Source organism: Halomonas faecis (assembly GCF_010993975.1).
Lineage (GTDB): Bacteria > Pseudomonadota > Gammaproteobacteria > Pseudomonadales > Halomonadaceae > Halomonas > Halomonas faecis.
On record NZ_JAACZO010000011.1, the window covers coordinates 615,323 to 628,161 of the forward strand.

The 12,839-nt window shown below is 65.9% G+C and carries 14 protein-coding genes, 1 tRNA gene and 1 pseudogene; 11 read left to right on the forward strand and 5 right to left on the reverse strand.

Features of this window, described 5'->3' with window-relative positions:
• Positions 1-36 precede the first annotated feature (36 nt).
• Entirely contained in the window at positions 37-1,620 is a 1,584-nt protein-coding gene (purH, locus tag GFD32_RS08180) for a bifunctional phosphoribosylaminoimidazolecarboxamide formyltransferase/IMP cyclohydrolase (protein ID WP_163576043.1), read from the forward strand.
• A gap of 125 nt (positions 1,621-1,745) precedes the next feature.
• Here the strand turns inward: purH and GFD32_RS08185 are convergent, their stop codons facing one another.
• From GFD32_RS08185 to folE, 3 genes are all read right to left on the reverse strand, one after another.
• Complete coding sequence (locus tag GFD32_RS08185) at positions 1,746-3,203, reverse strand: NAD-dependent succinate-semialdehyde dehydrogenase (RefSeq protein WP_163576044.1); 1,458 nt, start codon at positions 3,201-3,203, stop codon at positions 1,746-1,748.
• Between the two features lie 79 nt (positions 3,204-3,282).
• On the reverse strand, positions 3,283-3,693 hold the full coding sequence (gene folX, locus GFD32_RS08190) for a dihydroneopterin triphosphate 2'-epimerase (RefSeq protein WP_163576045.1): 411 nt from the start codon (positions 3,691-3,693) through the stop codon (positions 3,283-3,285).
• A gap of 64 nt (positions 3,694-3,757) precedes the next feature.
• Positions 3,758-4,315 (reverse strand): GTP cyclohydrolase I FolE, encoded by a 558-nt coding sequence (gene folE, locus GFD32_RS08195; RefSeq protein WP_163576046.1) that lies wholly within the window; start codon positions 4,313-4,315, stop codon positions 3,758-3,760.
• 274 nt (positions 4,316-4,589) lie between these two features.
• Between folE and GFD32_RS08200 the strand changes: the two genes are divergently transcribed.
• Positions 4,590-5,150 (forward strand): hypothetical protein, encoded by a 561-nt coding sequence (locus GFD32_RS08200; protein ID WP_163576047.1) that lies wholly within the window; start codon positions 4,590-4,592, stop codon positions 5,148-5,150.
• A 44-nt stretch (positions 5,151-5,194) separates the two neighbouring features.
• Here the strand turns inward: GFD32_RS08200 and GFD32_RS08205 are convergent, their stop codons facing one another.
• Together GFD32_RS08205 and GFD32_RS08210 are read right to left on the reverse strand one after the other, a co-directional pair.
• The gene (locus tag GFD32_RS08205) at positions 5,195-6,181 is read right to left on the reverse strand and encodes a serine/threonine protein kinase (RefSeq protein ID WP_163576048.1); all 987 of its coding nucleotides are present in this window, start codon (positions 6,179-6,181) and stop codon (positions 5,195-5,197) included.
• A 65-nt stretch (positions 6,182-6,246) separates the two neighbouring features.
• On the reverse strand, positions 6,247-6,948 hold the full coding sequence (locus GFD32_RS08210) for a ComF family protein (RefSeq protein ID WP_240455576.1): 702 nt from the start codon (positions 6,946-6,948) through the stop codon (positions 6,247-6,249).
• Between the two features lie 82 nt (positions 6,949-7,030).
• Here GFD32_RS08210 and bioB point away from each other — a divergent pair, with 82 nt between their 5' ends.
• From bioB to tnpB, 9 genes and pseudogenes are all read left to right on the forward strand, one after another.
• On the forward strand, positions 7,031-8,134 hold the full coding sequence (gene bioB, locus GFD32_RS08215) for a biotin synthase BioB (RefSeq protein ID WP_163576049.1): 1,104 nt from the start codon (positions 7,031-7,033) through the stop codon (positions 8,132-8,134).
• Positions 8,135-8,140: 6 nt separating this feature from the next.
• Positions 8,141-9,319, forward strand: coding sequence for an 8-amino-7-oxononanoate synthase (gene bioF / locus GFD32_RS08220; protein WP_163576050.1), 1,179 nt, complete (start codon positions 8,141-8,143; stop codon positions 9,317-9,319).
• The gene (locus tag GFD32_RS08225; RefSeq protein ID WP_163576051.1) at positions 9,316-10,059 is read left to right on the forward strand and encodes an alpha/beta fold hydrolase; all 744 of its coding nucleotides are present in this window, start codon (positions 9,316-9,318) and stop codon (positions 10,057-10,059) included. Before bioF ends, GFD32_RS08225 begins: the two co-directional genes overlap by 4 nt.
• Positions 10,056-10,856, forward strand: coding sequence for a malonyl-ACP O-methyltransferase BioC (gene bioC / locus GFD32_RS08230; protein WP_163576052.1), 801 nt, complete (start codon positions 10,056-10,058; stop codon positions 10,854-10,856). The genes GFD32_RS08225 and bioC overlap by 4 nt, the downstream gene beginning before the upstream one ends.
• Positions 10,857-11,564 (forward strand): dethiobiotin synthase, encoded by a 708-nt coding sequence (gene bioD / locus GFD32_RS08235; protein WP_163576053.1) that lies wholly within the window; start codon positions 10,857-10,859, stop codon positions 11,562-11,564.
• A 112-nt stretch (positions 11,565-11,676) separates the two neighbouring features.
• Positions 11,677-11,761, forward strand: a tRNA-Leu gene (locus tag GFD32_RS08240).
• A gap of 123 nt (positions 11,762-11,884) precedes the next feature.
• A pseudogene (locus GFD32_RS08245) lies at positions 11,885-12,379 on the forward strand (aminotransferase class III-fold pyridoxal phosphate-dependent enzyme); the annotation flags it as partial.
• 79 nt (positions 12,380-12,458) lie between these two features.
• On the forward strand, positions 12,459-12,668 hold the full coding sequence (locus tag GFD32_RS08250) for a hypothetical protein (protein ID WP_163576054.1): 210 nt from the start codon (positions 12,459-12,461) through the stop codon (positions 12,666-12,668).
• Positions 12,665-12,839: IS66 family insertion sequence element accessory protein TnpB (gene tnpB / locus GFD32_RS20115; RefSeq protein WP_205599065.1), on the forward strand; the 175-nt coding region annotated here is incomplete at its 3' end. The genes GFD32_RS08250 and tnpB, both read left to right, overlap by 4 nt.

Here is a 12,839-nt window from a genome sequence, read left to right on the forward strand (position 1 = left end):
GCCATCCGCTTTTCGTCCACCATCAAGAGTTGCACCATGTCCGACACTCACCGTCCCCAGCCGCTCCGACGCGCGCTGCTCAGCGTCTCAGACAAGACTGGCATCGTCGATTTCGCCCGTGGCCTCAGCGAGCGCGGCGTCGAACTGCTCTCCACCGGCGGCACCTTCCGCCTGCTTCAGGAGAATGGCATCGCCGCCACCGAGGTTTCCGAGCACACTGGCTTTCCCGAGATCATGGACGGCAGAGTGAAGACCCTGCACCCGACGATCCATGGCGGCATCCTGGGGCGCCGTGGCCAGGACGACGCGGTGATGGCCGAGCACGCCATCGCGCCCATCGACATGGTGGTGGTCAACCTGTACCCCTTCGCCCAGACCGTGGCAAAACCGGACTGCACCTTGGAGGACGCCATCGAGAACATCGACATCGGCGGCCCGACCATGATACGCGCCTGCGCCAAGAACCACGCTCACACTACCGTCGTGGTGGATGCCGGCGACTACGCCCGGGTACTGGGCGAGATCGCCGCCCAGGGCGGCACGGTGAGTGACGCCACCCGCTTCGACCTGGCAGTGAAGGCTTTCGAACACACTGCCGGCTATGATGCCGCCATCGCCGACTATCTCGGCCAGCGGGTGCCGGGTGGCGAAGACGGCTTCCCACGCACCTACAACCTGCAGTTCGTAAAGAAGCAGTCGATGCGCTACGGCGAGAACCCGCATCAGAACGCAGCTTTCTACGTCGAGGCCGACGCGCAGGAAGCCAGCGTGGCCACCGCCACCCAGCGGCAGGGCAAGGCGCTCTCCTTCAACAACGTGGCCGACACCGATGCGGCCTTCGAGTGCGTCAAGGCGTTCACCGACACCGCCTGCGTGATCGTCAAGCATGCCAATCCCTGCGGAGTGGCCATGGGCGCCACTCCCCGAGAGGCCTACGACAAGGCCTTCGCCACCGACCCCACCAGCGCCTTCGGCGGCATCATCGCCTTCAACGTACCGCTGGACGCCGATACCGCACGCGCCATCATCGACCGCCAGTTCGTCGAGGTGATCATCGCCCCCGGCGTCGAAGAAGAAGCCCGCACCATCGTCGCCGAGAAACCCAACGTACGTCTGCTCGACGTCGGCGAACACTGGCCCGGCGAGCGTGAGCACGCGCATGATTTCAAGCGCGTCACCGGCGGCCTGCTAGTGCAGGACCGCGACCTGGGCATGGTCGGCCGCAATGAACTCACCGTGGTCAGCGAGCGCGTGCCCACCGAACAGGAACTGCGCGACCTCGCCTTCGCCTGGAAGGTCGCCAAGTACGTCAAGTCCAACGCCATCGTCTATGCCAAGAACGGCCAGACCATCGGCGTGGGTGCCGGCCAGATGAGTCGCGTCTATTCGGCGAAGATCGCCGGCATCAAGGCGGCCGACGAAGAGCTTCCGGTTCCCGGCTCGGTGATGGCCTCCGACGCCTTCTTTCCCTTCCGCGACGGCATCGACGCCGCTGCCGCTGCCGGTATCGCCGCGGTGATCCAGCCCGGCGGCTCGATGCGCGATCAGGAAGTGATCGACGCCGCCAACGAAGCGGGGATCGCCATGGTGTTCACTGGCATGCGCCATTTTAGGCACTGACGCCTACGGCGAGCTGGAAGGCAGCCTGTCGTCACCCAATCAGGTGTCAAGGTTTTTTCTTCCAGCTTCCAGGCACGAAGTGCCGCTCTTCAAGCTTCAAGCTTCAAGCTCCGGGCGAAGCCCGGTCAGCCCAGATCGATGCACAGATACTTGGTCTCGAGGAATTCATCCAGGCCCTGGTGACCACCCTCACGGCCGAGGCCAGACGCCTTGACCCCGCCGAAAGGCGCGGCGGCGTTGGAGATCAACCCGGTGTTGATGCCCACCATGCCGTATTCCAAAGCGTCGGCAACGCGCCACACGCGCCCCAGGTCGCGGGAGTAGAAGTAGGCAGCCAGACCATACTGAGTGTCATTGGCCATTTTGACGGCATCGGCTTCGTCTTCGAACGGAAAGACGGCCGCCAGTGGTCCGAACGTCTCTTCCTGGGCCACCTTCATGTCTTGGTTGGCGAAGCTGATCAGCGTCGGCGTAAAGAAGTTGCCACCCAGTGGGTGCGGGTGACCGCCCAGCAACAGCTCGGCACCGTGGTCGACGGCATCGTGAACATGTTCGCTGACCTTGGCCACGGCCCGCTCGTCGATCAGCGGCCCGATATTGATGTCCGGCTGGGTCCCGTCCCCCACCTTCAGCTCGCTGTTCATGGCGACGGCCAACTTCTCGCAAAACGCATTGACCACGCTGGACTGCACCAGGAAACGGTTGGTGCAGACGCAGGTCTGGCCGGCATTGCGAAACTTGGCAGCCATGGCACCCTCTACCGCGGCATCCAGATCGGCGTCCTCGAAGACCAGGAAAGGGGCATTGCCGCCCAGTTCGAGCGATATCTTCTGGATATGCTGGGCCGCGTTGGCCATCAGTTCGCGCCCCACCTCGGTGGAACCGGTGAAGGTGATCTTGCGTACCAGCGAAGACTCGGTGAGCGCTGCGGCAATCTCGCTGGCGCGTCCGGGCACCACGTTGAAGACGCCACGCGGTACGCCAGCCCGCTCGGCCAGCATCGCCAGGGCCGTGGCCGAAAACGGGGTCTGACTGGCCGGTTTGACCACGAAGGTGCAGCCCGCAGCCAGTGCAGCCCCTGCCTTGCGGGTGATCATCGCCGCCGGGAAATTCCACGGAGTGATGGCACCCACCACGCCCACCGGCTGCTTGGTGACGACGATGCGCTGATTGGGCTTGGCCGCCGGTACGGTTTCACCGTAGATGCGCCGCGCCTCCTCGGCGAACCAGCGCAAAAAGCTCGCGGCATAGGCAATCTCGCCTGCCGCTTCCTTGAGCGGCTTGCCCTGTTCAAAGGTCATGATCATGGCCAGGTCGTCCTGATGCTCGAACATCAGGTCGTGCCATTTCATGAGAATGTCGGCACGCTCGAGGGCGGTAAGGGCCTTCCATGCCGGCAGGGCCGTATCGGCGGCGGCAATGGCGCGCTCGGTTTCGGCACGCCCCAGTCGTGGCACGTTGCCGAACGACTCACCGGTGGCCGGGTTGACGACGTCGATCTGCTCGCCGCTGTCGGCGGCCACCCAGCTGCCGTCGATATAGGCGAAGGGGCAGTAGAGCTGCGTTTCCTTGAGGGCTTCCATGGGGTCTCCTGGCCGTGGTCGGCCTCGTTGACGATTTGCCTACCATGCTAAGCGCAAAGACCCCGCGGCACCAAGCCAATCACCGTGCTCGGCGCGGTTCACGGCTCGCCGACAGCGTGATCGATACCGAGTCGGCGAAGCGCAGCGCATGGGGCTTGTCGATTTCCACCTGCGCCGTGAGCACGGGTTCGTAGGACATGATCAGGTCGAGCACCTCCCGGGTCATGCGCTCCAGCAACAGGAACCGGTTGTCCTCGACATGGGCGATCAGCGCCTTGGTGATGGTGCGATAGTTCAGCGCTTGCTCGATGTGGTTGAAGGCGACCGCCTGATCAGCCCGGTAACGGATCACCGCATTGATCACCACATCCTGGCGGTTGTTGATCTCGTCTTCCTTGATGCCGATATAGGTCCGCAGCCTGAGGTTCTTGATGCGAATCGTGGCGAGGTCGTGATCGAGGTGCTGGTCATCGAGGGCATGCAGCGCCATGGTGGTCTCCCTGATTGGCGAGTCGGGGCCTGTCGAAAGGTCGTCAGCGTAGCGCGACACCGCGTCAGCGACCGTTGACCAAAGTGAGGAACTCCTGACGCGTCGGCTGATTCTCGCGGAAAGCGCCCAGCATCACCGATGACGTCATGCTGGAATTCTGCTTCTCCACTCCGCGCATCATCATGCAAAGATGGCGTGCCTCGATCACGACGGCCACGCCTCGCGCCTCGGTCACCTGCTGTACCGCTTCGGCGATCTGCCGGGTGAGGTTTTCCTGGATCTGCATGCGTCGGGCATACATGTCGACGATGCGGGCGAACTTGGAAAGTCCCAGCACCTTGCCATTGGGCAGATAGGCGATATGGCACTTACCGATGAATGGCAACAGATGGTGCTCGCACATCGAGTAGAGCTCGATATCCTTGACCAGGACCATCTCGTCGGTCTCGGAGGCAAAGACGGCCCCGTTGATGATCTCCTCGAGACGCTGAGTATAACCGCGATTGAGGAACTGCATGGCCTTGGCAGCCCGCCTGGGAGTGTCGCGCAGCCCTTCCCGATCGGGATCCTCACCCAGACCCTGGATGATCCGGCGATAATGATTGGCGAGTTCTTCTGTCATGATCAGGCCCTGTGCCAGTAGCGAGCGTTTGCCGGTCGCGGCCATAGCAGCCCGACCCAAATATGTACAAATAATATACAGAAAACATAGCTTGTACAATGAAAGCGTGCTTGGAGCCCCATTCTAGCCCAAGCCGGGCCCGATCGCCGACCTGCAACGCCATCATCCACTCGCCCTGCGACGATGCGCCCGCTGCCTCGCCTACGGCCGCTATGATAAAATGAATGGCATGTTCCATGGCGCCGAGCGCCGTTCGCTGCAATGAGATCCTGCGATGATCAAGACCCCGAACGCAATATTGACCGCCGTAGGCCTGGGCCTACTGATTCTGCCGACAGCCGCCCTGGCCGATAGCCTGACCCTTCCCGCCGATGCACGGGTCGCCGTCACCGTGGTCGACAACCTCACTCTGGATGACGCAGAAAGGGATCGCAACGATATCCTCCTGCACCCGGCCGGCGACCACGCTGCGGCTAGCCACACGCTGCCCGAGCATTGCGTCCTGGTGGGCAATGCCCGCCTCGATGGCGATCGAATCCGCATTACCACCCATGCGCTGACCTGTATCGAAGCCCAAGCCAGCGACAGTGAAATATATAGCGGTGAGATCTCCGCCGCCGCTTACGAAGACGACGGCAGCTACGGCGTACTGGCTAACTGCGACGCGGGGCGCTGTGAGCTGGCTGCGGATACCCCTTTCGTGCTGCAGCTAGCCGAGGAGCTCAGTCTGGAAGAGCAACCCAATCCCTCGGCGGAGATCAACGCGCAACGCCGTCAGGCCAATGGTGAGGGCGTCGCCAACCCCATCCCCAGCGACGCTCCCGCCCCCGACTGAACGCGGGGTAGCCGTCACCTGGCTGGCGCTCACCCAACTGATGCTCACGCCAGCCAGCGTGGCTTACGCTGCAGCACCTGACGCTGCTGCTCCAGCAGACGGATGTGACCGTCCCAGTAGCCGGAGTCCGCGAGCCAGGGAAAGGCCGGCGGAAAAGCGGGGTCGTCCCAACGAGCTACCAGCCACGCGCTGTGGCGCATCAATCTCAGGGTCCGCAACGGCTCGATGAGCCTGAGCTCGCTGCGATCGAAATCGCGATGCTGCTCGTAGCCCTCCATCACCTCCGATAGCTGCATCTGCCACTCCGCCTCATGCGCAGCAGTGAGCAGCATCCACAAATCCTGCACGGCCGGGGCCATCAGACAATCGTCGAAGTCGACCAGGGCAAAGTCCTCATCCCGCCCCAGGATATTGCCCAGGTGGCAGTCGCCATGGACACGGATCGCTCGCTCGTCGGCCCAGGCATGGGGGGTCAGGTCGCTCAGCAGTGCCTCGCTGACCCGTGCATAGGCACGCCGCTGATGGCGATCGAGCCAGGGGCTCTGCAGCACCGCTTCACTGGCCTGTCGGGCCATGGGCACGAGCGAGAGGCTGCCCCGCGCTCGAAAGCGACTGCGCTCGCCGACTGCGTGCACGGCGCCGATCAGCTCCCCCAGCGCGAAGAGGTGCGCCGGGTTCTCCAACTCAGGGGCCTGCCCAGGCAACTGCGGAAACACTGCCAGGCGAAAACCTTCGACCCGATGCAGGCTCTCACCACTGGCATCCTGCCAGGGCGCTGCCACGGCCACGCCCAATGCCACGAGCTCCTGCAAGAAGGCATGCTCCTCGCGGATCTCGGCATCGCTCCAGCGGTCAGGGCGATAGAACTTGACCACCCAGCGCCGCCGCTCGTCGTCATGCACCAGAAAGACACGATTCTCGTAACTATTCAGAGCGAAGGGTTCACCGGGCAGCCAGAACCCCAACGACTCCATGGCATCGACCACACGGGCGGGGGACAGCTCGGCGAAGGGATGAGACGAGGCTTGCATGAGGCACTCCCGTAAGATCGGCGTTGCCATGCTATCAGGGAAGCGACCCGCTGTATCCGCCTGGGTCAGTCATGGTCCAACGGGGTGCGAGCAAAGACCCAGACCTCGACGGCCTCGGCCCCGGCCTGCCGGCAGGCCCGAGCCAAAGCATCCAGGGTTCCTCCGGTGGTCATCACATCGTCGACCAGCACCACGCGACACGGCAACGCCCCACGGACTCGGAACGCCTCATTGAGGTTGCGGCGACGTTCCGCACGGTCCAGGCCGCGCTGGCTTCGGGTATCGCGCACCCGCACCGCGTGCCCCAGCGGGCATCCCAATCGGCGTGCCAGACGCCGAGCCAGCCATTCGGCCTGGTCGAAACCTCGCTGCCTGGCGCGCCGCGGATGCAGCGGCACCGGCACCACGGCTTCGGGCCAGGCTCGATCCGCTTCCGACAACCCGCTTTCCAGCAGTGCCAGCAACACCGCCCCCGCTCGCGGCGAAGCATGGAACTTGAAACGCTGCACCAGCCCCGGTACCACGTCGGCGTAACGCAGCGCGGCATGGGTGCGATCGAAGGCCGGCGGCTGACGCAGGCAGGCACCGCACACTCGCCCCACTGGGCCGTACTGCGGCTCTCCGCAGCACGGGCAAGCCGGCAAGTTCCATGGCAACTCGGCAAAGCAGCTCGCACACCAGGGTGCCTCGCCATCGGTCGCTCCCAGGCAGAAGGCGCAGCGCCCGGGCAAGGCATGTCGCAACGCCTCGTCAACCCTGTCAAACAACCGGGTTGACAAGTCCTGCCGACCCCTTACCCTGTCCGTCAACTTGGAACTCCCATTCATGTTGACCTCAAGCGAGCCCATCATGTCTTCAGCTTCCCACGCCGTCGCCGCCGATGCGAGTCTGGCAACCCATACCACCACGCGCCACGACTGGTCTCTCGACGAGATCCAGGCTCTCTTCGCCCTGCCCTTCAACGACCTGCTCTTCCGTGCCCAGCAGGTGCATCGCAGCCACTTCGATCCCAACGCCGTCCAGGTTTCCACTCTGCTCTCGATCAAGACCGGCGCCTGCCCCGAAGACTGCAAGTATTGCCCCCAGTCCGGCCACTACAACACCGGCCTCGGCAAGGAAAAGCTGCTCGAAATCGAGAAAGTGGTGGCCCAGGCCGAAGCGGCCCAAGCGGCCGGTGCCAGCCGCTTCTGCATGGGCGCCGCCTGGAAGCGCCCACGCGAGCGCGACCTCGACGTGGTGCTGGAGATGGTGCGCCGGGTCAAGGCGCTGGGGCTCGAAACGTGCATGACACTCGGAATGGTCGACGCCGACCAGGCCGACCGCCTGGCCGAGGCCGGGCTCGACTATTACAACCACAACCTGGACACTTCGCCGGAATACTACGGCGAGATCATCACCACCCGTACCTATGCCGACCGCCTGGAGACCCTGGGCCACGTACGCGAGGCGGGCATGAAGGTGTGCGCCGGCGGCATCCTCGGCATGGGCGAAGCCCCCCGCGACCGTGCCGCCCTGCTTCAACAACTGGCCCTTCTCGATCCGCACCCGGAGTCGGTGCCGATCAACATGCTGGTCAAGGTTCCCGGCACGCCGTTGGAGGACGTCCCGGATCTCGACCCCATCGAATTCATCCGCGCCATCGCCGTGGCCCGCATCCTGATGCCGAGAAGCCACGTACGTCTCTCCGCCGGCCGCGAGCAGATGGACGAGTCCACCCAGGCGCTGGCCTTCCTGGCCGGCGCCAACTCCATCTTCTACGGCGACAAGCTGCTGACCACCGGCAATCCCCAGGCACAACGCGACCGAGCGCTGTTCGCCAAGCTCGGCCTGCACCCCGAGGAGCGGAGCACGTGCGCCGACGACGTCGACGCCCAGGCAAGGATCGAGGCAGCCATGCAGCGCCAGGCGACCGACCGGGCCGCCGAGCTCGCCTACGATGCTACCGGGGCCTGAGCCGCCATGCTGTCGCCAACGCACGACTGGCACACCCGACTCGCCGAACGGTCAGTCGAGCGTCGCGCCGCGGGACTGTGGCGCCAACGCCGCTGCCACGCCCTCGAAACGGCGCGGGACTTCGCCAGCAATGACTACCTGGGTCTTGCCCACGACCCCCGACTGGCCGAGGCCATGGCGGCCGGTGCACGGCGCTACGGTGCCGGAGCCCGAGCCTCGCACCTGGTCAATGGCCACCTCGCCGTCCACGAAACGCTCGAGACACGCCTGGCCGAACTCGTCGGCCGCCCGCGGGCGCTACTCTTCGCCACCGGCTACATGGCCAACCTGGGCACCCTGCAGGCGCTCTGCGACCGCCACACTCTCCTCTTCCAGGACCGCCTCAACCATGCCTCATTGCTCGACGGCGCCACCCTGGCCGGAGCGCGGTCACGACGCTTCCACCACCGCGACCGCGCCGATCTCGAGCGGCTGCTGAACCGCACTCCGGAGGACGCCCCCCGGATGGTGGTCAGTGACGGGGTGTTCAGCATGGACGGCGACGTTGCCGACATCGCCGGGCTGGCCGAAACCGCACAGCATCACTCCGCCTGGCTCATGATCGACGATGCCCACGGCCTGGGCGTAATGGGCGAGGCCGGCGGCGGCTGCGTGGGTCGCGCGCATGGCGTCGAGGCGGTACCGGTGCTGGTCGGCACCCTGGGCAAGGCGCTGGGCACCGGCGGTGCCTTCGTGGCGGGTAGCCATGAACTGATCGAGCACTTGATCCAGTTCGCCCGTCCCTACGTCTACACCACGGCCCAATCGCCGGGGCTGGCGGCAGCCACCCTGGCAGCGCTGGACATTCTGGCTACCGAACCGGAACGCCGACAGCGGCTGCACACCCGGATCGCCCGATTCCGCCATGAAGCCGGCCGCCTGGGCCTGCCACTGCGCGAGAGCGACACGCCAATCCAGCCATTGATGCTGGGTAACGGCGCCCGGGTGATGGCCTGGGCGAAACGGCTTGCCGAGCGGGGCCTGGCGGTGGGGGCCATCCGCGAACCCACGGTACCCAGCGGCCAGGCCCGACTGCGCATCAGCCTCTCCGCCGCCCACGGCGACGACGACCTGGACGCCCTGCTTGACGCGCTGAGCGTCTGCCAGGCCAAGGAGGGTGCCGTTATACGGGAGACGACCCCATGAAACGACTGGTACTGCTCGCGGGCTGGGGCTGCGATGCGCGCATCTGGGAGCTGCTGGCGCCCCACTGGCCGGGAGACTGGGAAGTCCACACTCCGGACTGGCCGGGCTATGCGGGTCGCGAAGCTCTCGCCGATCCCACCTCCATCGCGGCGCTAGCCGAGGCAATGGCCGGCGACCTGCCGCAAGACGCCGTCTGGGCGGGCTGGTCGCTGGGCGGCCTGCTGGCCGGTGCGCTCCTCGACCACCTGCCCACCCCCGTAGGCGTGATTCTGTTGGGAATGGGGCCGCGGTTCTGTCACCCCCTCGGCATCACGGCTGGCGAACTCGCCGCCTTCCACCGTGCCTTTCACCGCGACCCGACGGCCGCCCTGGCCCACTTCCGGCGCTGGCAGCTCGCCGGCGAGCCGAGTCCACGCGTGGCCCATCGGCGGCTGCGCGACCTGCTCGGCGATGCTCCCCATGCCGACACGCCCAGTCTCGCCGCCGGCCTCGAGTGGCTCGCAACGCTCGATGTCGCTCGTCCGCTGGCCGAGGCTTCGTGCCCCGTCCACCGCCTTGTCGGCACCGACGACCCACTGCTGGCGCCACCCCTGATCGAGACTGCCGACCGACGGCTCGACGCCGCCGGACACTGCCCCATGCTCTCGCAACCACAGCCGCTGACCGACGCCCTGACAATGATGGCCCGCGAGAGCCTCCCGGACGGCAGTGCGGCTCGTCATGAGGCATGCCCGACATGAACGGCGCAGCACAGCCGCACCTTACGACACCGCCCGACTGGCCGCGCCGGGTGGCCCACGCCTTCTCGCGAGCCGCCGCCGACTATTCGCGCCTGGCCGGCGCCCAACAAGTCATGGGCGAGCGACTCTGGGAGCGCCTGCCGGAGCGTGCGACGCGTATCCTCGATCTGGGCTGCGGCCCGGGGCACTGGAGTGCACGGCTCGCCGAGCGCTATCCAGCCGGCCGCGTCGTCGGGCTCGATCTGGCGTCGGGCATGCTCGAGGTGGCCCGCCGCACCCCGGATTCGACGGGACGAACGAGCTGGCTGTGCGCCGATGCCGCCATCATGCCACTGGCCGACGCCAGCCTCGACCTGGTCTTCTCCAACCTGGCCATCCAGTGGTGCCGCCACCTGGATGAGGTGCTTGCCGAACTTTACCGTACCCTCTTGCCCGGCGGTCGCGCGCTGATCAATACCCTGGGCCCCGGCACCCTGTCCGAGGTGGCGCATGCCTGGGAACGCCCCGGGCATCCTGCCACCCTGCTTGACTTTCGCAGCCGCGACCGGCACCAGGCCGCGGCTCGGCTGGCCGGCTTCCGCCGGGTAACGATCACGGCCAGTCGGCCGCGCTTCCACTATCCCGACCTGGCGGGAGTGATGGCCTCCATCAAGGGCATCGGCGCCCAAACCGCCGGAAACGGCTCCCGCCTGACGCGTGCCGATCTGGCTCGCGCCAGGCAGCGCTACGAGGCATTGCGCGAGCCTGCGGGGCTGCCGGTCACTTACCGATTGCTGACCCTGGAGCTGGAGAGCTGAATGGCCGCCTACTTCGTCACCGGTACCGACACCGACGCCGGCAAGACCCTGGTCACCGCCGGCTTGCTCGCCCTGGCAAGGCGCCACGGGCTCACCACCCTGGGCCTCAAGCCCGTCGCCTCGGGCTGCGAGACGACGCCCGAGGGCCTGCGCAATGCCGATGCACTGGCTCTGCAGGCCCAGAGCTACCCGTCCGTGTCCTATGCCCTGGTGAACCCCCATGCCTTCGCACCGGCCATCGCCCCTCATCTGGCTGCCCGGCAGGCGGGGGAGACGGTCACCCTCGACGCGCTGGCTTCCCGGGTCCGGGAGGGGCTGTCCCGCCATTGCGACCTGGCCCTGGTGGAGGGCGCCGGCGGCTGGCGCGTGCCGCTCAACGATGACGAGGACCTGGCCGAGCTGGCCATACGCCTCCAATTACCGGTGATCCTCGTGGTGGGCCTGCGGCTGGGCTGCATCAGCCATGCGCGGCTGACGGCGGATGCGATCGCGGCCTCCGGCCTGCGTTTTGCCGGCTGGGTCGGCAGTCTGCTGGAACCAGCCTTTGCCGCCGAGCGCGCGACCCATGACGACAACCTGGCCACCCTGGCGCGCACGCTCGACGCCCCCTGTCTGGGCATTGTGCCTCGCTTGACCGGGAGCGACCCGAACGGCATGGCCACGGCCGCTTCCGCTTACCTGGAGCTGCCCCACGACAATCGCAGTTGAACGCGACGCGGTGCGCCGAGTGTGCTGACTAACTGCGATAGCCCGGGGAGCTGCACGATGCCGATTGACTTGCCAAGGGGGGTCCGTACAATGTGGTCGCCTGCCTATTCGTGCGGATGTGGTGGAATTGGTAGACACGCCAGATTTAGGTTCTGGTGCCTTCGGGCGTGGGAGTTCAAGTCTCCCCATCCGCACCATTTTCGGTCCCCCTTGGAATACCCTCGACTCACCGCCGTCCCTCCACGGCGTGTGACGCTGCCGCGCGTCCGTCCTCGCGTCGCGTGCTGTCTTTCCTGCTCCGTAGTATCCAGGAGGCTTCGATGAACTCACCTGCCCAGAGCTCCTCTCAGCCGAGGGTACCCTCTTCACCGAGGAATCCCTCTTCACCGAGGAATCCCTCCCCCATCTGGCCCCCCTATGCCCACCTCAAGAGCCAGCGGCCGGCGCCCAGAGTGGTCGGCGGCGAGGGACCCTACTTCCATCTCGAGAGCGGCGAATGGCTGCTCGACGCCACCTGCTCCTGGTGGTGCATGATCCACGGCTACCGCCATCCGCGTCTGGTGCACGCCATACAGCGGCAGGCCGACGAGCTCTGCCACGTCATGCTGGGCGGCCTCACCCACGACCCCGCCGACCGCCTGGCCCGGGAGCTCGTGCGAGTCACCCCCGACGGGCTGAACCATGTCTTTTACTCCGACAGCGGCTCGGTGGGCATGGAAGTCGCCATGAAGATGGCGGTGCAGTATCACCGGCTGTGCGGCAAGCCCGACAAGCATCGCATGCTCTCACTGATGAAGGCCTACCACGGTGACACGTAAACGCTCCAGCAACCACATCTACCGCAGTTGATCGCCACTGATCACACTGGTGACCTCTGATAGACGGGAGGACACCATGAACGAACTGACCTCGACGCAGGCCTTCTGGCTTGGCCATCTGTTTCATGCCTCATCTCGGCAACTGCCGCTGAGCGAGTACGCCGAGGAGCAAGGACTGCAGCTGGCGTCACTGATGGCGTGGGAGCAGCGCCTGGTGGTGCAGGAGATGCCGGTGCCACTGCGTTATCGGCCGGCGCGCTTCGTCGCCGTGGAGGTGATCCGATGATTCGGCCGGACACCAGGCTGCGGGTCTATCTCTGTCGCGAGCCTGTCGACATGCGCAAGCAGATCGACGGGCTGGCCTTGCTGGTTCAAGAGGCCATGGAGCTCAACCCCTTCGAGGAGGCCGTGTTCGTGTTCGGCAACCGCCAGCGCGACAAGGTGAAGCTGCTGTTCT